We start from the raw sequence: 19,087 nt of genomic DNA, 5'->3' as shown, positions 1-19,087 counted from the left end.
GAACCTTCGTAATAGTTATCGTCGGGTTGGCAGGTTGCTTGAGGGCTTTTTGAAAAAAAAATGCCATCACCCTGCCACCCCAGAGAAAACAAGGGCTTAGCGCCCTCCCGCTCACGAAAAAATGACGCCACAAAACCGACCTTCGCGCAAAGCCGCGGGCCAGTGCGGTCGGTCAATGTGCCAATCGTGCTTTTTGCAACAGTTCGACCAACTCGAACTCCATCCAGTCAGCCAACCCCAGCCAGTCCTGACGCTCCTGACAGTCGAGCATCTGCGTAAGCACCAAGGCCCAGTCCTGCGCGATGGCCATCGGCGCGGATATCAGCAACTGCTGCGCGCCCTCGAACACATCGACCATGTTCAGCGCCGCCTCGACATCGCGCCCCAGACGAAACAGCCCGGCGCACTGACGGCATTCGTCGACGCATTGCTCGATCGCCGTCATTGCACAAACTCCTGATTGAACTGCGTCCCGGCAATCCGCGCGCCCGCGCGACTGCTGTTGAAGAACTGCACCTGCGGATGCAGGGCGATATAACGCTCCAACACACACAGGTAGCCACGGAAATTCAACTGCGTCCTGACCCGTTCACCAAACCCGTCACGGACCCAGTGCCGAGCCTGCTCGACGGGAGGCCCCAGATCACCGTCATCCCATCCGGCATGAGTCCTGTTCATAGGGAAGGCAAAGTCGGCGCCGAAAAGGGTGATGCGTGTGGCGCCCATTTTCACGGCCAGGTCCACGGCGGGGTGAATCACGCTGCCGCCGGCATGCAGTTCGGCCCGAGGATGCTGCTGACGCAAGGTGGCGTAGATGGGACTGGCGGTGTACGCGCCATAGCGCTTGCCCTTCCAGGCTTTCAATACATCCGGAGCGCTCATGGGCAGGTACACCAGCGGGATGCCGTCGGACTCCTCGAAAGGCAAGTGTCGAAAGCCGATCAGCTTGTCGATCGTCACCACCAGATCGGGGATGATCCCGTGTTGGCGCAACGGCCGATAAGCGGTGTCGACGCAGATGAACAACGGCCGCTCGGCCTGCCCACGCACTGCCGCCAGCCGTTCGAAATGTTCTTCCAGGCTCGGCCCGGTGCCGATCACGTAGATTTCGCGGCCGATGCAAGTACCAAACAGTTGCGCCACATCATCATCCGCCAGCAGCACCTCCAGGCTTTCCTGCAAGCGCTGTTGAATCGCCGGCAATTGCGGATCGAACTCGCGATTGTTGAAGCTCAGGTGGACTTCATTGACCAGCCGATCGCGAACCTTCGCATTGAAGTCATCGGCCAGGAGCATTTCGGCAGGGAGCGCAAAAAACGGCGTGAAGATATCGGCATGATCGCCGGCGTACATCAGCTCCACTCTAGGGTCGGCCAGCCATTGCCGCTGATCGAGCAATTGCAGCACCAACGCAAACAGGGCGCCGTTGAGGACATGCACGTACAACCGCTCAAGCCCGGCTCGCTCCAGCAACACCGACGGCAAATCCCCAAGGCCGGTGCCGTAGACGTGCAACCGAGGTTTTTCCGGCAGGCTGGCTGCCTGAACGCGGGCCTCATGAACCCGGTCGTGGCGACTGGTGAGTTGAATTCCGTCCACACTCAGCGTCGAACCCAGGCCTTGCACCAGCCTGGCTTGAATGGCCGAACTGTCTTCAGCCTCCAATCGTGCAGACAGCGCCGGCCAGCGCTGCTGGATCACCTCGGCGTTGGCTTGGAAAAACTCGCTCATGCCGGCTCGCGCTCCTTTCAGGCAAAAAAAATAGCGTTCAAGGGTAACCTTGAACGCTATTTTTGTATTCGCCGTTTTTGCTTCGATCAAGGACGATAGATGATCGCCGAGCCCCACGACAGACCGACACCAAAACCGCTCAGCGCAATGCGCTGCCAGTCGGAATCGAGTACGTGTTTTTCCAGCAGCAACGGAATGCTCGACGACACGGTGTTGCCGGTCTCGACCATGTCCTTGATGAACTTCTCCGGCTCGCCTTCGAAACGTCGCGCCACAGCATCGACGATCGCCGCACTGCCCTGGTGAATGCAGAAGGCGTCGATGTCGTCAGCCTTGAGACCAGAATCGTCGAGCAGCTCATGCAAGTGCGCCGGGACTTTGAGCAACGCGAAGTTGAACACCTGACGCCCATTCATGAAGAACACGCCATCGGTGACCTTCAGGTGTGGAGCGCCAGAACCATCAGTGCCGAACTTGGCCTTGCCCAGCACCCAGGACGGGTCTTCGCCCATCCAGGTAGCCGTGGCGGCATCGCCGAACAGCATGGTGGTGTTGCGGTCTTCCGGGTCGACGATTTTCGAATACGGGTCAGCGGTGATCAGCAGGCCGTTCTTCAGGCCGGCGGCTTCCATGAAGCCCTTGATCGCGTAGATGCCGTAGACGTAACCGGAACAGCCCAGGGAAATATCGAACGCAGCGACATGGGTCGGCAGACCGAGTTTGTCCTGGACGATCGCCGCGGTGTGCGGCAAACCTTCTTCGTCACCGTTCTGGGTGACGACGATCAGCGCGTCGATCGATTCACGTTTCAGTTCAGGGTTGCTGGCAAACAGCGCATTGGCCGCTTCCACGCACAGATCGGAGGTTTCCTGTTCAGCGTCTTTGCGCGGCAGGAAGGCCGAACCGATTTTACCGAGGATGAATTCTTCATCCTTCTCGAATTTTGCACCTTGTGCGTAATTGTCCACGCCGGCTACAGGAACGTAGCTCGCAATGCTTTTTATGCCAATCATTACGGCTTCCCAATAAAAAACAGCCCAAAACCACCGCTCGCAAGGATTCGAGGGGCGCCGACAAACAGAAAACGGCCGCCACAACGGGCAGCCACGGGGAGCGCAAAGGGCTATCACTGGAACCGATCAACGGCCAGGCGCCATCTCCCCGGTCAATACAATACAGTGAAGATGCGCGTTATGACTCGCAGGTCACGCTATTTTGCCGAATCGGGTGCAGATCGGGTTATTCGACCAACGACCAGTCCAGCGGCGTGCCGCGTTTGATCGCCTGGCGAGCGCGGCGACCGAGGACCGCGTCAGTGTGCTTGGGCGGCAGACCGAGACCTGGGCGAATGGCGCGCAGATTGGCTGCGGTGAAGGGCTCACCGGCGGCCATGTCGGCGGTGATGTACAGCGAGCGGCGATAGACCAGCGACTTGCGCTCGGCCTCCGTTACGCCGTAATGCACCTGGCCCATGGCCTGCCAGGCGCGTTCGGTTTCGACCACCAGACTGGCCAGTTCCGCAGGCTCCAGCGAGAAACTGGCATCCACGCCACCCGCCGAACGGTCGAGGGTGAAGTGCTTTTCCACCACCGTGGCCCCGAGTGCCACGGCGGCCACCGATACGCCAACCCCCATGGAGTGATCGGACAGCCCGACTTCGCAACCGAACAGCTCACGCAGGTGCGGGATCGTGCGCACGTTGCTGTTGAGCGGCGTTGCCGGGTAAGTACTGGTGCATTTGAGCAATACCAGATCCTTGCACCCGGCCTCGCGGGCGGCGCGTACGGTTTCGTCGAGTTCAGCGATGCTGGCCATGCCGGTGGAAATGATCAGCGGTTTGCCGGTCGCCGCCACACGGCGGATCAGCGGCAGATCGGTGTTTTCGAAACTGGCGATCTTGTACGCCGGGACGTCGAGGCTTTCGAGAAAATCCACCGCCGTGTCATCGAACGGCGTCGAGAACGCGAGCATGCCCAACGCTTTTGCCCGAGCGAAAATCGGCGCATGCCATTCCCATGGAGTGTGGGCCTTCTCGTACAAGTCGTACAGCGAAGTCCCGGCCCACAGGCTGTTCGGGTCCTTGATGAAAAACTCGCCTTCGGCCAGATCCAGGGTCATGGTCTGGGCGGTGTAGGTCTGCAATTTCAAGGCATGCGCCCCCGCCTTCGCGGCGGCCTCGACGATCTGCAGGGCCACCTCCAGCGACTGGTTATGGTTGCCGCTCATTTCGGCAATGATGAACGGTGGCGCCTCGGCACCGATCAGACGTTCGCCAATCTTGAAACTACTCATCGCGGTGATCCTTCAAAACCTGGGTGAACGCGCAGGCACTCTGGGTGAATCCGGCGTCACGAAACACATTCAAAGAGGGGCGATTGCCCGGCAGGACCTGCGCAGTAATGGCAGTCAATTGCGGCCAGTGAGTGCGCACGAACGCTTCACCTCGCGCCAGCAACGCCCTGCCCCAACCAAGACCGAACCGTCCTGCCAACAGATAGAGCGACACTTCGGCCTCAAAGCCGCGCAGGTCATAGCGCAAGACGCCCACCGGGCCGTCATCGGCCTCGGCGATCAACAGCAGGCGCTGCGGATGGCGCAGGCTCGCATTCAGCCAGTGCAGATGCTGCGGCCACTCGATCGCGCCGCTGTCCAGCGACCAGCGCCTTACGGCCTCGGCGTTGCGCCCCTCGAACAGCAATTGCGCATCGTCGAGTGTCGCCGGGCGCAGCTTGAGCACCGCACCGGCCAGCGCTGCCGCCACCCGCAATGCACCACGGCCATCCACCAGTTGCCGCGAACGTTTGGCCAGGCTTTGGCGCAGATAGACATTGTCGACGACAAAGCCGATAGCGTCGCGCAGTTGCTCGACGCTGACCTGTTCACGGGCGCCCAAAAACACATGCGCCCCGGCCGCGGCCATGACTTCGCCGTTGGCCTGCTGATTGTTCGATACCGCGATGCACAGGGTTGGCAGACCCAGGGCCGCACGCTCCCAACTGGTACCGCCACCGGCGCCGATGAACAGATCGGCGGCGGTCATGCGTTGCTGGAAATCGCTGACGAAACTGTGCAGGCGCCAGTGCGGCCGCGTCTCGGCCAAGGCTTGCATTTGCGTCCACGCCGGGTTGTCTGCACCGGCGACGAAATCCACTTCCAGCGCTGTGAAATCCTGCAGCGCGAGCATCGCGTGATGAGTCTGCATCGCCGCGTCGAAACCACCGAAATTCACCAGCACGCGGCGGGCCTTCGGTTTGATCTCGATGGCCGGGCACTCGAATTCTTCGCGCAGCATGGCGTAACGCGGGCCGAGCAAGGTGCGGCAGCCGTCAGGCAGCAACGGCGCGTAGTTTTCGCTGAGGCCGGACAGGTTCTGATTGAGCAGCAGATCGACGTTGTAATGCCGAGTGCCAAGATCGTCGACCGCCGCAATCCGTGGCGCCCAACGCCGGGCGGCGGTTTGCCAGTGATGGTCGAGGCCGTAATGGTCGGCGATGATCCAGTCGAACCCGGCATGCCCCTCCAGCAACGACGCCAATGCGTCGATATCGGCCTGCCACGGCAGCATCGATTCAATGGCCTGCTGCGGGTCTTCGTCGGGGTAAAAGCCCGGTAACGCGAAGGTTTCGAAACCCTCATCGCTTAGCGCATCGAGCCGATGCCCCGGCAACAGTCGGCAGGCAAACGCAACATGACTGCCCTGCTTGCGCAGCACCCGCGCCAAGGTCAGGCAACGGGCAATGTGGCCGCTGCCGATGGTCGGCGAGGCGTCAGCGCGGATCAACACTCTCATTACAGTTCTCCGCCAGCCTTCAGTGCGGCGTAAAGGTATTCGGCGCGCTTCCAGTCTTCAAGCGTATCAATGTCCTGCACCAGATGCCGCGGCAGAATCACCGGCAGACTGGCGGGTGAATACAGCACCTCACCGCATAGCCAGGCTTCGCTGCGGCCCCAGTAGAACTGACCAGCGTCCTGAAAAGCTTCGGGCAAGTCCTGCGAACGGGTGTTGCGAAATTCGGGGTACAACGCGGTGAGCGCGCCCTGCCCGTCCAGCGTCAGCGCGCGCTGCACCGGAAAACCGAAGCTGCACACGGAGAATGCAAAGGCTTTGTCCGGGTGCTGCGCCAGCAGCTCAAAGCCTTCTCGCAGGAATCGCGCCTGCAACAATGGCGCCGTGGCGTACACGCAGCAGGCGTAATCGAAGGCCGGCAGCTGTTGCAAGGCGTGCACGATCACCGCTGCTGTGCCGGTGAAATCATCCGCCAGTTCAGCCGGGCGCAGGAACGGCACTTGTGCACCATGGGCCAGCGCCAGCTCGGCAATCTCGGCGTCGTCGGTGCTGACCACAACCTGGTCGAACAGGCCGCAATCCTGCGCCGTGCGGATCGAGCGGACAATCATCGGCACGCCGTCGAACGGCAACAGATTCTTGCGCGGGATGCGCTTGCTGCCGCCACGGGCCGGGATGATCGCGACACTGTTCAAGGACGTTTTTCCAGCAGGAACCAGGTGATGTCGTCTACCGGGAATTGCGGATCACGGTGATAACCAAAGCCGTAATCGAGCAAGTGCAGATCGGGATAGCGATCAAGCATTTCACCGGCGAAATCGCGTTTGAACAGCTTGCCGCTGGTGCCGCGATAGGACACCTCGACGGGCGTCGGGTTGTAATACTCGGCGATCAGGATGTAGCGCTGGCTCAACGCGTACAACTGCGCATAGGCGGTCGCCAGCAGCGTGGGCGCCAGATGGATCAGTACGCCTTTGCTCACCGTCAGGTCATAACCGCGATCACGAGGAAAATCGAACAGTGAGCCATGCCAGATCTGCGCTATGCCCAACGCCTTTGCCTGAGCACAGGCGAGCTGATTGATCTCGACGCCGAACAGTTCGCAGTGCGGCAACAACTGACGCAACGCTTGCAGATTGTTGCCGGCATTGGTCCCCAGCTCCAGCAGGCTGTCGATCCGGCTGGTGCGGGTCAATGCTTTGGCGAACAACGCCAGATTGCCCGCCACCAGTGGTTGACCGACGTTGCGCTCAACGTAGCGGTTGCCGAAATCGCCCTGCCAGAATTGTTCCTGTTCGCTCAAATCACGCATCGCAGATTCCCACCCACCGCCGCAGCGGTCTCTATTCGGTCAATCGCCGCAATTGCTCGACCACATGATCCTGCTGCTCATCGCTGAGCAACGGGAACAGCGGCAGACTGATCGCTTGAGCGTAATAACGCTCGGCTTCGGGGAAGTCGCCTTCGGCAAAACCCAAGTCACGATAGTACGGCTGCAAATGCACGGGAATATAGTGCAGGTTCACGCCGATGCCGGCTGCCCGCAAGCCTTCGAACACCTGACGGTGGGTCAGGCCGATACGCTCGGTCTGCAGGCGCACCACGTACAGATGCCACGCCGACTCCGCCTCTGGCTGCGCGCTGGGCAAGGTCAGCGGCAGGTACGCCAGCAAGTGATCGTAGCGCGCCGCCAGCTCGCGACGGCGGGCGATGAAGTCATCCAGCCTGCCCAGTTGCGACAGGCCCAGCGCTGCCTGCAAATCGGTGATCCGGTAATTGAAGCCCAGCTCGATCTGCTGGTAATACCACGGGCCGTGACTGGGCTCGGTCATCTGTTGCGGGTCACGGGTCATGCCGTGGCTGCGCAGGCGTTGCAAGCGCTCGGCCAGCTGCGGACGATTGGTCAGCACCATGCCGCCTTCGCCACTGGTGATGATCTTCACCGGGTGAAAACTGAACACGGTCATCGCCGCAAATTCACCGCAACCCACCGGGCGCCCGGCGTAGCTCGCGCCCACCGCGTGCGAGGCATCTTCGATCACGGTGAAGTTGTAGCGCTCGGCCAGTTCGGCAATCTTGCGCATGTCGCAGCTCTGCCCGGAGAACGCCACCGCCACCAGCACTTTCGGCAACGTACCGTCCTGTTCGGCCTGATCGAGTTTCGCGGCGAGGGCGAAGGCATCGAGGTTCCAGGTCAGCGGATCGATGTCGACGAAGTCCACCTCGGCGCCGCAATAGCGCCCGCAGTTGGCCGAGGCCAGAAAGGTGTTTGGCGTAGTCCACAAACGATCGCCCGGGCCAAGGCCGGCCGCAAGGCAGGCAATGTGCAGTGCCGCCGTGGCGTTGCACACCGCGACCGCGAAGTCGGCCTGACAACGTTCGGCCATCGCCTGTTCGAAGCGCTCGATGCTCGGCCCCTGAGTCAGCCAGTCCGATTGCAGGACTTCGACCACCGCATCGATGTCCGCCTGATCGACGCTCTGCCGACCGTAGGGAATCATACCGAGAGTTTCGCGTGCAGGTCGGCGATCTGCCCGACCGAGAGGAAGTGCGGATTGGTGTCGGAGCGGTACTCGAAGTCCTCACCCACCGGCCGGCCGCATTCGCCAAGCTTGTCGACGGCAAAATCGACATCGACGCTGGTAAAGCGGATCGACGGCTGAATGGTGTAGTGGTCTTCGAACTCCAGCGTCATCCGCGCATCGTCCAGCGGCACCATCAATTCATGGAGTTTTTCCCCGGGACGGATACCGACGTTCTTGTGCGGCAGTTGCTCGGCCATGCCCCGCGCCAGATCGACGATACGGATCGACGGGATCTTCGGCACGAACACTTCGCCGCCGTGCATCCGCGCGAAGCTGTCGAGGACAAACTGCACGCCGTGATCGAGGGTGATCCAGAAACGGGTCATGCGCTCGTCGGTGATCGGCAGCTCCGTCGCGCCATCGGCAATCAACTTGCTGAAGAACGGCACCACCGACCCACGGGAACCGGCCACATTGCCGTAGCGCACCACGGCAAAACGGGTCTGCTGTTCGCCGGCGATGTTGTTGGCGGCGACGAACAATTTGTCCGAGAGCAACTTGGTTGCGCCGTACAGATTGATCGGGCTCGCCGCCTTGTCGGTGGACAGCGCGACGACTTTCTTCACGCCGTTGTCGATGGCGGCGGCGATGATGTTCTCCGCGCCATTGACGTTGGTGCGAATGCATTCGGTCGGGTTGTACTCCGCCGCCGGCACCTGCTTGAGCGCCGCCGCGTGCACCACGTAATCGATGCCGCGCATGGCCTGACGCAGACGATCGGCATCGCGCACGTCGCCGAGGAAGTAACGCATGCACGGCGCGTTGAACGTCTGCTGCATTTCGTACTGTTTGAGTTCATCGCGGGAGAACACCACCACGCGCTTGGGCTGGTATTGCTCAAGCAGACGGGCGATGAATTTGCGCCCGAACGAGCCGGTGCCGCCGGAGATGAAGATCGATTTACCGTTGAACATGTGCTGATTCCTGTCGGCAGCTCAGGCGAGCAACTGCGCCCAATTGATCGGGGCACTTTCACCCAAAGTGAAACCTTTGCCGGTCAGGGCCAGGTTGGCGTTATAGGCCGGGTCCTGTGCAAAGGCCGCGCTCCATTTTTCACGCAATGCCGCCAATGCTTCAGGGGCTTGCGGCAGCTCGCCGGTGTGCAATACCTGCACCAGCGGCGTCCACACGCTGAGGTAACCGACCTGACCGGCCTTCAGACACAGATCAACATCACTGAAGCCATCGGCGAAGGTCACTTCGTCCAGGCCACCGAGCGCGTCGAACAGCTCTTTACGCACCATCAGGCACACCTTCGACACGGCCGAATAGTTCTGCTCGACCGACAGGCGCTGCATGTAGCCCTCGGCAGCATGTTTCTCACCGATGAAGGCTGAAGCCACCCCATCGTTGAATCCAAGAATCAAACCTGCCTGGGAGATCTTGCCGTCGCGGTCCACCAGTTTGGCACCAACGATGCCGACTTCGGGACGCTGGGCATGATTGAGCAACGACTCGATCCAGTTCGGGTTGACCACCTCACTGTCGGTCGCCAGCAACACCAGATATTCGCCCTGCGCCTGCTGGCTGGCCGCGTTGTACAACGCCACTTGATCAAGCGGACGATCAGCATGCAGCACCCGCACTTTGGCATTGTGCAGGGTTCCCAGCCAGTCGTTGACCTCGGCCAACTGGTTCGGGTTGGCCGCAATCAACACTTCATAGCGGGTGTAACGTGTTCTGAGCAGCACGCCATCCAGGCAACGTTGCAATGCGCCAAGATCGTCGCCAGCGGGCACGATCACCGACACCAGCGGCCGCTCGATATGGCGATAGTCGATCTGCCAGGTGCCAGGCAGCGTCGAGGTGACTTGAGCCTTGTAACCGCGATTGCCCAGGTGACGCAGCAGCGCCTGACGCTCATGAGCATTTTCTGCCAGCACGGGTGCCCGGGTGATCAGCAGCGGCTCGTCGAGATGAGCCAGACCGTCGAGGCCACCCTGTTCAATGATGCGCAGCAACACATCGAGTTCCAGCGCCTTGCTGAAATCTGCCTGGTAACCACCGAGACCGGTCAGCACTTCGCGACAGATCAACCAGTGCCGCGCCATCAATGACGGAACGCTTTGCAGCAGATCCAGATTGAAGCCCGGACGGAACATATCCACCAGCGCACCGTTTTCCTGGCGCAGGATTTCATCCGTGGCCACCGCCCTTACACCAGGCGCCGCCATCAGTTCCAGGCTGGCACGCAGCAGGCCGGCAGCGGTGAACTCGTCACCCGCCTCAGCCAGCAGCAGCCAGTCGCAAGTCGACTGATTGACGCTCTGGTTGAGCTTGTCGACGAAATTGCTTTGGGTCACTCGCACAAAGTGCAGGGTATTTTGCGCAGTGGTTGCGGCCGGCGGTTCACCCGTGGTGAAGACCACAACCTTGAAGGCTTTGCTGTGACCTTCGAGCAAGCTGTCCAGAGTGACCTGCAACTTGTCGATGTCGTTGTCCAGATCGAGCAGGAAAATCCCGAACTGCGGACCACCGGCATTATCGGCCAGGTAACGGGCAATCGTCTCGGCCTGCTCGGCATCCGGCGCGCGCGCAGCGAGCCACTGGAGCAGGCGGCCGGTCAACATCTTGTCGAATGTCGGCTGATACCCTTCCAGCAATACCGCGTCCAGACGAGCCACCCACTCACGCAATTTCGGCGCGTCGTCTTCTTCGTCCAACGGTTGCAATTGCGCGATCAGCCGCTTGATCACCGCGCGATTGAACACGTTGCTGTCATGCGCTTGCCACAGGCGGTCGAGCACACTTTCCGGGGTGTCGTTGTTGCGCGCCAGCATCAGGCTCTGCTGGCGAGCCCAGATACCTTCCAGCTCCTTGAGCTGAACGCGCCCGGCAGGCATCGCGTGCAACAAAAACTCGAATTGAGTCAGCTGATCGAAAAACACCTGGTTGTAGAAAGGCATTTCAACGTATTGCTTCGGACCGAACCGGCGCTGCGGGCCGGTCTCGATATCGATCCATGTCGATTCGAAGATCAGCTCGGCGGTGAGTGCGCGATTGGTCAGCAGGCTGTCGGCCAGCGAAGCAAAACTTTTCAGAACAAACTGTTTGCCCTGCTGTGGATCCTGATGCTGGATCTGGGTCGGCAACCCGGCGAGGAATTCGGCAAAGGCTTCGCGACCGGCCACGCTCTTGGCATCCATATAGGCCAGAGAGTGATAGATCTCGGTGTTGTGATCGGACTGCACGTAGTTGATTTCGCGCACGACATACGGAATCGGCAGAATCCGCGCCTTGCCCCGGGCCAGCATGTAATAGGTGTGACCGACTTCCTGCCACTGGAAGATTGTGTCCTGCGGCATCGCGTCGTACCAGTCGCGCAAGATCGCCGTACGCTGCACGGCATAGAACGGCGGCAGGTACTGATGCATGTAATCGAGCAGACGATCTTCAGCCTGGTCGGCCGAGTAGTCCTCGCAGACTTTCTTGTCACGTCGGTAGTAATTGACGCTGTTGGCCAACGCCAGATACATCAGGCTGTAGCCATGGCACAGGCTGTAATCGGGGTTGGCCTCCATGAATGCCACAGCTTCATGCAGGGCTTCATGCACAAGGAAGTCATCGTCGGCGGCGAACACCATGTAAGGCGTCTGCAACTGCTCGACACCGTAGGCCAGCTTGGCGCGAATGCCCCAGTAGCCGAACTGTGGCAAGTGCTGATAATCCACGTGGGTGAATTCGGCAGGGATGCCCGCCAGCGCCACCGCCGACGAGTCCAGCACCAGAATCCTGCACGGCAGGCTGCTGTAGAAGCGAATGGCTCTACGCAGAAATGCCGGACGTTCGTGAGAGATCAGCACAACAGTCAACTGTTCGTTGAGTGCCAGACCGGTTCCAGAAGTGTTCTTGCCTTGCATATATTCCCCACACGCGGCGAGTCGCCGAAAACTCATCGTTGTTTGTCGATTAGCGCACGCGACGCAGATAGCCATCCGGCGCGACAGTGATCAGCAATTTGCTGTGAATCGCCTGATCGATTTCGAAATCGCGGTTTTCTTCCAGGTAAGCCCATACCGCGGTTTTCGGGTTGTCACCCTTGCCCCACGGACGATCCGGGAAAGCATCGGCGGGCATGTCTTCGACCACGGTGTCCATGACCACGCAGTAGCTGCCCACCGACACCAGCGGTGCATACAGGCGCAGTTCTTCGAGGACGTGCTCGTGGGTATGGTTGGAGTCCAGCACCACCAGCACTTTCTTGCCCTGCACACGCTCGCGCACCTGGTCGACGATGGCGGTGTCGATGCTCGAACCCTGGATCATGCTGATGCGTTTGAACATCGGGTGCGCTTCGATGGCTTCGCGGTTGTGCTGGCGGATATCGATGTCGACGCCCAGGACTTCGCCATGGCCGATCAGCTCCAGGATCGAGGCGTAGAACACCAGCGAACCGCCGTGGGCGATGCCGGTCTCGACGATCACGTCCGGACGCAGGTTCCAGATGATTTCCTGCATCGCAACCATGTCCTGCGGGAACTGAATGATCGGCCGGCCCATCCAGCTGAAGTTGTAGGTGTACTTGTGTCTGGCCGTGGTGCCGACCCAGTCCAGGGACTCGGCCTGCAGTGCCTTGTCTTGCTGCAGGCCTTCGATGTTGGCTTTCACTTCTTCGCGAAACTGCTCATGCGGATTCATTGCAACTCTCCAAAAATTCGGGAAACGGCTTACTTGAACACCCTGGCGTCCGGGTAAGGCACTGCGTTGGTCTTGATGATCCTGGCGGGATTACCCACCACGACCGAAAAATCCGGAACATCCTTGGTCACTACGGCACCGGCACCGATGGTTACCCAGCGACCGATGCGCAGGCGCGGCAGGATCGTGGCATTGGTCCCGATAAAGGTCCCGTCACCGATTTCCACGCAACCTGCGATACACACGCCCGGCGCCATGAACACCGAGTGACCGATCCGCCCTTCATGCCCCACGACACTGCCGGCGCTGATGCTGGTGTTGTCGCCCAAGGTCACTTCGGCCTGCATCAGCACGCCTTCCTGCAGATAACTGCCCTGCCCCATGCGGATCATGCTCAGGTCAATACCCGGATGAACGAACTGACCGAGGCGCGCACCGGCATCGACCAACTGACAGGTAGTTTCGTAGCGTAACCGGGTACTGCCGGTGATCAGATTGACGAAGCGCACGTCCTCGCCATTGAGTTCACCGACACGTTCGCAACCACCGAGCACCGGCACCCCGTAAAATAGCGTGCCGTGCTTGCGCGGGTCGTTGTCCAGAAAGGCGAATTCGATGTTCGGCGTGCTGCGCTTGACGGCGTGCAGCATGCGCACCGCTTCCGGGTTGGCGGCTCCCAGCAGATACATCTTCACAGTGCGTGCCTGCGAGCCAGTAGATCCAGCACCACTTGCACCACTCGCTGCTGGTCGGCGTCGGTCATGTCGTGATAGCTGGGCAGGTTGAAGGCACGCTCTGGCAACGCAAACGCCAGCGGCGTGTCGACCACGTATTGGCTGAACATCGGCAGCGACGACAACGGCCAGAAAAACACCCGGGCGTCGATGTCGGCGGCCTGGAACGCGGCGATCATTTGTTCGCGGTGGATGCCGGCGTCGGCATCGAACACCACGGTCGGCATCCAGTAACCATTGCGGCCATGCGCCGGTTCCGGGTTCAGCGACACGCCAGGCACACCCTCGAGCGCTCGCGCGTAGTTGGCAAAAATCGCGCGTTTACGTTCGATCAACTCGTCGATTCGCTCGACCTGAGCGCAGCCGACCGCCGCCTGCAGGTTGCTCATCTTGTATTTGAAACCGACAAACTCCGGCCAGAACTGCTTGGTGCAACCGGCCACACGACCATGGTTGGACAGGGTCAGGACCCGCTCATACAAAGCCTTGTCGGAGGTGACGAACATGCCGCCCTCGCCGGTGGTCATGGTCTTGGTGCCATGAAACGAAAAGGCGCCGAAAGCCCCCAGCGAACCCGCAGCCTTGCCGCGCCATTGCGAGCCGATGGCCTCTGCCGCGTCCTCGATCACCGGGATGCCGAACTCGCGACCGATGGCGAGCAGCGCGTCCATGTCACACAGGTTGCCGTACAGGTGCACCGCGAGAATCGCCTTGGTGCGCGGGGTAATCGCGTTTCTGACACGTTGCGGATCCAGGCACCAGCTGTCGGCCAGCACGTCGACAAACACCGGCGTGGCGCCCAGGTAAGTGATCGGCGCCGCCGAGGCAATCCAGTTGGTGTTGGCCAGGATCACTTCATCGCCGGCGCCAACGCCCAGCGCCGCCATGCCCATGTGCAGCGCACCGGTGCAGCTGGAGGTGGCGATGGCGTAGGTTGCACCCAGATGCTCGGCAAAGCCGTGCTCGAAACGCGTCAGGTATTCGTAGCAACGTGCGCCCCAACCGTTCTGCACGGCGTCCAGGGCATATTGCGCTTCGAGTTCGCCAACGCTGGGTTTGGTGTAATGAATTCTGCTCATTGGATGCTCAACTCCGGAACGGCGACGACAAAGCGTGCGCCCCATGCCTTGGCCGAAGACAGCTGCTGCGTCACTTCGCTCAACAGATTCCACGGCAAGACCAGAATGTAGTCAGGCTGCTCCTGGGCAATACGCTCAGGTGCAACGATCGGGACGCGACTACCCGGCAGGAACTTGCCCTGCTTGTGCGGGTTGGCATCGGCCACCCACGCCAGCAAATCGGGTTTGACCCCGGCGTAGTTGAGCAAGGTATTGCCCTTGGCTGCCGCGCCGTAGCCGACCACACGCTTGCCGTCGGCCTTGGCCTGCAACAGGAAGCGCAGCAGTTCGTGCTTGATGCGTTCGGCCGCCGGCGCCAGGGTCGCGTAGTACTCGGGCGTTTTCACCCCGGCATCCAGTTCGGCCTGCAGCTGTTGCTGCACCGCTGGTTGCACCGCACGACGCTGGCCGTCTTTACGTTGCACGAATACCCGCAGCGAACCGCCGTGGGTGCTCAATTGGCTGACGTCGAACACTTCCAGGCCATTGCGCTCGCACAGGGCCTGCACGGCGGTCAGCGACAGGTACGAATAGTGTTCGTGATACAGGGTGTCGAACTGCGCGCCGGCCATCAGCGTCAGCAGTTGCGGAAATTCGAAGGTAGCGACACCGGTCGGCTTGAGCAGCGTGGCGAAACCGCCGAGGAAGTCGTTGATGTCGGGCACATGCGCGAGCACGTTGTTGGCGGCCATCAGGTCGGCGCCCCAGCCTTCGCTGTGCAGCTGCGCAGCGCTGTCGCGACCGAAAAACACTTCACGAATCTGCAGGCCTTTTTCTCGCGCCGCTTGCGCGGTGCTGCGGGTCGGCTCGACGCCCAGGCACGGGATGCCGCGAGCGGCGACGTACTGCAACAGGTAACCGTCGTTGGCGGCGACTTCGACCACACGGCTGTCGGCGTTCAAGCCAAAGCGCTCGACCATCTCGGCGACATAGCGCTCCGCGTGGGCCAGCCAGGTACTGGAGAACGAACTGAAGTAGGCGTACTCGGCGTCGAACAGGCTGTCGGCGCGGGTGTAATCCTCGGTCTGCACCAGCCAGCATTGCTGACACACGGCGACCTTCAACGGCACCCATTGCTCGGCCTGTTCCAGGCGATCGGCGTGCACGTAGGCGTTGGACGGTGGCGAGGTGCCGAGGTCGATCAGCGGCAGGCTCAGCGGTGCGGCGCACCCACGGCAGTTCATAGACGCACTCCAGCAAAGTGTTGATCGAGCACGGGATGGCTGGAATCACGCGCTGACAAATTATTGACAGGCAACGGCCAGGCAATCGCCAACCGTGGATCGTTCACCGACAAGCCGCTCTCGTGCTCCGGCGCGTAATCGGCGCTGTGCAGGTAAAGCAGTTCGGCGTCGTCGGTCAGGGTCTGGAAGCCGTGGGCGAACCCGGCGGGAATCAACAGACTGCGACCGTCGCCAGCCTTGAGGTGCTCGGCGTGCCAGTGCAGAAAGGTCTCGGAGTCAGGACGCAGATCCACCGCCACATCCCACACTTCACCGCGCAGGCAGGTGATCAGCTTGGCTTCCGGCGCGTTGGCGTTCTGATAATGCAAACCGCGCACACTGCCCTTCTCGCGGGTGCAGGAATGGTTGATCTGACGGATGTGAAATTCGTTGCCGAACGCACTCAGACTGCCTTCGCAGAACAGCCGGGCGAAGTGCCCGCGCTGGTCTTCGAAACGCTTGTGCTGGACGCTGAACAATCCGGTCAGCGGCAACTGTTTCAAGGAAAACTCGCTCACAGCGCGCCTCGGTACAGGTTCAGTTGGCCGAGGGTCACGGCGCGCATGTCGTCGCCGTTCTGCCACGCCAGGTGCCAGTCGAGGGTCTGAGTCAGGCATTGCTGCAAAGTCCAGCGCGGCTGCCAGCCAAGGACTTGGCGGGCGCGGCTGCTGTCCAGACGCAACAGGCCGGCCTCGTGCAGTTCGCTTTTTTCGATGCGCAGACCGCGTGCCTGTGGCCAGCGATTGGCGAGCAGTTCGACCACTTCGCCGACGCTGCACATGTCCGCCTCACCCGGGCCGAAGTTCCACGCCCCGGCGTATTCCGGGCCTTGTTCATAGAGGCCGGCAGCCAGTTGCAGGTAACCGGCCAGCGGCTCCAGCGCGTGTTGCCACGGGCGCACGGCTTGCGGGTAACGCAGGGTCACCGGCTCGTCGGCAGTCCAGGCCCTGAGCACGTCGGGAATCAGGCGCTCCGGGGCGAAGTCGCCGCCACCCAGCACGTTGCCGGCGCGCGCGGTGGCCAGGGCCAAACCGTGCTCGGCGTACTTGTCAGCCGGGAAGAACGACGCCGCATAAGACTGTGCCAACAATTCGCAACAGGCCTTGCTGCTGCTGTAAGGATCGTGGCCGCCGAGGGCTTCGTCTTCGCGGTACGGCCACAGCCATTCCTTGTTGGCGTAAACCTTGTCGGTGGTCACCAGCACGCAGGCGCGCACGCCACCGACCTGACGAATCGCTTCAAGCAGGTTCAGCGTGCCCATGACGTTGCTGGAGTAAGTGCCCAGCGGATCGCGATAACCTTCGCGCACCAGCGGCTGGGCGGCCAGGTGCAGAACGATCTCCGGCTCGGTGTCAGCGATGATCTCCAGCAGCGCGCCGAGATCACGCAGATCACCGCGTTGGTCGTTGATGCCTTCGTGAACCCGCGCCAGCTCATACAGGCTCGGTTCGGTCGACGGATCAAGGGCAAAACCACTGACTTGCGCACCGAGGCTTTGCAGCCACAGGGTCAGCCAACTGCCTTTGAAACCGGTGTGACCGGTGACCAGTACACGCTTGCCGCGCCAGAAATCCGCACTCAGTCCCATTGCTTCCATGGGGCCTCCCCGCTCTGCCACAGTGCTTCGAGGTGGTTCTTGTCGCGCAGGGTGTCCATTGGCTGCCAGAAACCGTCGTGCTGAAACGCCATCAGCTCACCGCGGGCGGCCAGACCGTCAAGCGGCCCTGACTCCCACGACGTCGAATCGCCTTCGATCAGCGGCAGGACCTTGGGCGACAGCACGAAGAAACCGCCATTGATCCAGCCACCGTCACCACGCGGCTTCTCGGTGAACCCCAGTACTCGATCACCTTCGCGATCCAGTGCACCGTAGCGTCCCGGCGGTTGTACGGCGGTGACGGTGGCGAGTTTGCCGTGGGTCAGGTGGAAGTCGACCAGCGCGCTGATGTTCAAATCGGAAACGCCGTCGCCGTAGGTGAAGCAGAAGGCTTCTTCATCCTCCAGATAGCGCGCGGCGCGCCCCAGGCGGCCACCGGTCATGGTCTCTTCGCCGGTGTCGATCAGCGTCACACGCCATGGCTCGCTGTAGTTCTGGTGTACGTCCATGCGGTTTTCACGCATGTCGAAGGTCACGTCGGAGGTATGCAGGAAGTAGTTGGCGAAGAAGTCCTTGATCGCGTACCCCTTGTAGCCCAGGCAAATCACGAAGTCGTGAATCCCGTGGGCGGAGTACTGCTTCATGATGTGCCAGAGAATTGGCTTGCCGCCAATCTCGATCATCGGCTTGGGCTTGAGGTGCGACTCTTCACTGATGCGCGTGCCCAGACCACCCGCCAAAATAACTGCCTTCATCCTCTCCCCTCTCGTTCGTCACAGGGCTGCGCGTCGCTTTCTTGTGCGCCGCGGCCTTCTGGCTAAACCTTTCTGCCGATTCGGGCGCAGGGGCAATGGCCGCGAGCGCTCGTTTTATGGCGATTTGAGGGGGACTTGCAGGAAACGCGCCAGCTCGCAGAGCCAATCGGCGGGCGCAGAAAAAAGGGGCTGATCCGGCTCATGCAAACCGGATCAGCCCCTCCCCGAACGTCAAACGAACGCCTTCACGTTTCTTGCAGGCGCAAAGGTGCCTTATTCAACGATCAGCCGAACATGGCGAACGCATCATTGCTGGTTGGCAGGCCGATGTACTGGCCGTCAGCCGTCTTGATAACATCCATAGTGGCGGAGCCGGCGAACCAGTCCTTCAGACGCACGTCGTCATCGGGAGTCTGACCTTCGAAAACACTGTACTGGTGTACGTAAAGGTCATTGCCGACGCGATCGAACAGCAGTTGCTGAGCGTTGATGTTGGTCAGGACCAACGTGTCACCTTGACTGGTGCCATCATCCTGAATGGTCACCAATCTCCCGCTGGTGACGGTGTAGGTGTCATCACCCTCACCACCAAATGCCGAGCCGGCGTTCTGCAGATTCAGTTTGTCAGCGCCAGCGCCACCGTCGATCTTGTCCGCACCGGCACTGCCCTTGATCAGGTCGTTACCGTCCAGACCATTGATCTGGTCATCGTCACTGGTACCGTTCAGCGTGTCCGCGCCATTTGTCCCGTTGATAACTGCGATTACTTCTTCCTTGCCTTGTTAAGAACCAGTACCGGCTCGCCAGGCGCTCACACGTCATCGCCGCGACCGCTAAAACACTTACGAATGTGTTGATATCGACAGGAACTGACGGTGTCTTGAGCCATCGGACAAAAACTGTATCGAAATTGATGCAA

Annotated in this window: 18 protein-coding genes; all 18 read right to left on the bottom strand. The window is 61.0% G+C overall.

The window, feature by feature from the left end; genetic code table 11:
• Positions 1-172 precede the first annotated feature (172 nt).
• Complete coding sequence (locus KKQ10_RS16080; protein ID WP_215501660.1) at positions 173-445, bottom strand: hypothetical protein; 273 nt, start codon at positions 443-445, stop codon at positions 173-175.
• Positions 442-1,731: a motility associated factor glycosyltransferase family protein gene (locus KKQ10_RS16075; RefSeq protein WP_215501659.1), complete on the bottom strand. Its 1,290-nt coding sequence runs from the start codon at positions 1,729-1,731 to the stop codon at positions 442-444. The genes KKQ10_RS16080 and KKQ10_RS16075 overlap by 4 nt, the downstream gene beginning before the upstream one ends.
• Before the next feature lie 86 nt (positions 1,732-1,817).
• Positions 1,818-2,744 (bottom strand): ketoacyl-ACP synthase III, encoded by a 927-nt coding sequence (locus tag KKQ10_RS16070; RefSeq protein ID WP_215501658.1) that lies wholly within the window; start codon positions 2,742-2,744, stop codon positions 1,818-1,820.
• A gap of 226 nt (positions 2,745-2,970) precedes the next feature.
• Complete coding sequence (gene pseI, locus KKQ10_RS16065) at positions 2,971-4,023, bottom strand: pseudaminic acid synthase (RefSeq protein WP_215501657.1); 1,053 nt, start codon at positions 4,021-4,023, stop codon at positions 2,971-2,973.
• Positions 4,016-5,521 (bottom strand): UDP-2,4-diacetamido-2,4,6-trideoxy-beta-L-altropyranose hydrolase, encoded by a 1,506-nt coding sequence (pseG, locus tag KKQ10_RS16060; RefSeq protein WP_215501656.1) that lies wholly within the window; start codon positions 5,519-5,521, stop codon positions 4,016-4,018. The genes pseI and pseG overlap by 8 nt, the downstream gene beginning before the upstream one ends.
• A complete protein-coding gene (gene pseF / locus KKQ10_RS16055; protein ID WP_215501655.1) occupies positions 5,521-6,213 on the bottom strand; it encodes a pseudaminic acid cytidylyltransferase in 693 nt (230 codons plus the stop codon). The genes pseG and pseF overlap by 1 nt, the downstream gene beginning before the upstream one ends.
• Positions 6,210-6,830: a pseudaminic acid biosynthesis-associated methylase gene (locus KKQ10_RS16050; protein WP_215501654.1), complete on the bottom strand. Its 621-nt coding sequence runs from the start codon at positions 6,828-6,830 to the stop codon at positions 6,210-6,212. The genes pseF and KKQ10_RS16050 overlap by 4 nt, the downstream gene beginning before the upstream one ends.
• Positions 6,831-6,861: 31 nt before the next feature.
• Positions 6,862-8,019, bottom strand: coding sequence for a UDP-4-amino-4,6-dideoxy-N-acetyl-beta-L-altrosamine transaminase (gene pseC, locus KKQ10_RS16045; protein ID WP_215501653.1), 1,158 nt, complete (start codon positions 8,017-8,019; stop codon positions 6,862-6,864).
• Positions 8,016-9,017 (bottom strand): UDP-N-acetylglucosamine 4,6-dehydratase (inverting), encoded by a 1,002-nt coding sequence (gene pseB, locus KKQ10_RS16040; RefSeq protein ID WP_215501652.1) that lies wholly within the window; start codon positions 9,015-9,017, stop codon positions 8,016-8,018. Before pseB ends, pseC begins: the two co-directional genes overlap by 4 nt.
• Before the next feature lie 21 nt (positions 9,018-9,038).
• Complete coding sequence (locus tag KKQ10_RS16035) at positions 9,039-11,963, bottom strand: TIGR00180 family glycosyltransferase (RefSeq protein WP_215501651.1); 2,925 nt, start codon at positions 11,961-11,963, stop codon at positions 9,039-9,041.
• A 49-nt stretch (positions 11,964-12,012) separates the two neighbouring features.
• The gene (locus tag KKQ10_RS16030) at positions 12,013-12,741 is read right to left on the bottom strand and encodes a cephalosporin hydroxylase family protein (RefSeq protein WP_215501650.1); all 729 of its coding nucleotides are present in this window, start codon (positions 12,739-12,741) and stop codon (positions 12,013-12,015) included.
• Positions 12,742-12,770: 29 nt separating this feature from the next.
• Positions 12,771-13,436, bottom strand: coding sequence for an acetyltransferase (locus tag KKQ10_RS16025; protein WP_064586556.1), 666 nt, complete (start codon positions 13,434-13,436; stop codon positions 12,771-12,773).
• Positions 13,433-14,554, bottom strand: coding sequence for a DegT/DnrJ/EryC1/StrS family aminotransferase (locus tag KKQ10_RS16020; RefSeq protein ID WP_215501649.1), 1,122 nt, complete (start codon positions 14,552-14,554; stop codon positions 13,433-13,435). The genes KKQ10_RS16025 and KKQ10_RS16020 overlap by 4 nt, the downstream gene beginning before the upstream one ends.
• Positions 14,551-15,777, bottom strand: coding sequence for a class I SAM-dependent methyltransferase (locus tag KKQ10_RS16015; RefSeq protein WP_215501648.1), 1,227 nt, complete (start codon positions 15,775-15,777; stop codon positions 14,551-14,553). The genes KKQ10_RS16020 and KKQ10_RS16015 overlap by 4 nt, the downstream gene beginning before the upstream one ends.
• A complete protein-coding gene (rfbC, locus tag KKQ10_RS16010) occupies positions 15,774-16,334 on the bottom strand; it encodes a dTDP-4-dehydrorhamnose 3,5-epimerase (RefSeq protein ID WP_215501647.1) in 561 nt (186 codons plus the stop codon). The genes KKQ10_RS16015 and rfbC overlap by 4 nt, the downstream gene beginning before the upstream one ends.
• Positions 16,331-17,413 (bottom strand): CDP-glucose 4,6-dehydratase, encoded by a 1,083-nt coding sequence (gene rfbG / locus KKQ10_RS16005; protein ID WP_215501646.1) that lies wholly within the window; start codon positions 17,411-17,413, stop codon positions 16,331-16,333. Before rfbG ends, rfbC begins: the two co-directional genes overlap by 4 nt.
• Positions 17,395-18,168, bottom strand: a complete 774-nt coding sequence (rfbF, locus tag KKQ10_RS16000) for a glucose-1-phosphate cytidylyltransferase (protein WP_077571633.1) — start codon at positions 18,166-18,168, stop codon at positions 17,395-17,397. Before rfbF ends, rfbG begins: the two co-directional genes overlap by 19 nt.
• A gap of 284 nt (positions 18,169-18,452) precedes the next feature.
• The gene (locus KKQ10_RS28785; protein ID WP_502941611.1) at positions 18,453-18,896 is read right to left on the bottom strand and encodes a hypothetical protein; all 444 of its coding nucleotides are present in this window, start codon (positions 18,894-18,896) and stop codon (positions 18,453-18,455) included.
• Positions 18,897-19,087 lie beyond the last annotated feature (191 nt).

Source organism: Pseudomonas sp. MG-9, assembly GCF_018729515.1.
Classification (GTDB): domain Bacteria; phylum Pseudomonadota; class Gammaproteobacteria; order Pseudomonadales; family Pseudomonadaceae; genus Aquipseudomonas; species Aquipseudomonas serboccidentalis.
This window is presented reverse-complemented; position numbering and strand designations above follow the sequence as displayed.

What these genes read in the sequence shown, in the direction of transcription:
- KKQ10_RS16075 (WP_215501659.1), bottom strand. Translation starts at nt 1,731, where the DNA reads ATGAGCGAGTTTTTCCAAGCCAACGCCGAGGTGATCCAGCAGCGCTGG.
- KKQ10_RS16015 (WP_215501648.1), bottom strand. Translation starts at nt 15,777, where the DNA reads ATGAACTGCCGTGGGTGCGCCGCACCGCTGAGCCTGCCGCTGATCGAC.
- KKQ10_RS16070 (WP_215501658.1), bottom strand. Translation starts at nt 2,744, where the DNA reads ATGATTGGCATAAAAAGCATTGCGAGCTACGTTCCTGTAGCCGGCGTG.
- pseG (WP_215501656.1), bottom strand. Translation starts at nt 5,521, where the DNA reads ATGAGAGTGTTGATCCGCGCTGACGCCTCGCCGACCATCGGCAGCGGC.
- rfbG (WP_215501646.1), bottom strand. Translation starts at nt 17,413, where the DNA reads ATGGAAGCAATGGGACTGAGTGCGGATTTCTGGCGCGGCAAGCGTGTA.
- rfbF (WP_077571633.1), bottom strand. Translation starts at nt 18,168, where the DNA reads ATGAAGGCAGTTATTTTGGCGGGTGGTCTGGGCACGCGCATCAGTGAA.
- KKQ10_RS16080 (WP_215501660.1), bottom strand. Translation starts at nt 445, where the DNA reads ATGACGGCGATCGAGCAATGCGTCGACGAATGCCGTCAGTGCGCCGGG.
- pseI (WP_215501657.1), bottom strand. Translation starts at nt 4,023, where the DNA reads ATGAGTAGTTTCAAGATTGGCGAACGTCTGATCGGTGCCGAGGCGCCA.
- KKQ10_RS16030 (WP_215501650.1), bottom strand. Translation starts at nt 12,741, where the DNA reads ATGAATCCGCATGAGCAGTTTCGCGAAGAAGTGAAAGCCAACATCGAA.
- pseC (WP_215501653.1), bottom strand. Translation starts at nt 8,019, where the DNA reads ATGATTCCCTACGGTCGGCAGAGCGTCGATCAGGCGGACATCGATGCG.
- KKQ10_RS16020 (WP_215501649.1), bottom strand. Translation starts at nt 14,554, where the DNA reads ATGAGCAGAATTCATTACACCAAACCCAGCGTTGGCGAACTCGAAGCG.
- KKQ10_RS16035 (WP_215501651.1), bottom strand. Translation starts at nt 11,963, where the DNA reads ATGCAAGGCAAGAACACTTCTGGAACCGGTCTGGCACTCAACGAACAG.
- KKQ10_RS16050 (WP_215501654.1), bottom strand. Translation starts at nt 6,830, where the DNA reads ATGCGTGATTTGAGCGAACAGGAACAATTCTGGCAGGGCGATTTCGGC.
- pseB (WP_215501652.1), bottom strand. Translation starts at nt 9,017, where the DNA reads ATGTTCAACGGTAAATCGATCTTCATCTCCGGCGGCACCGGCTCGTTC.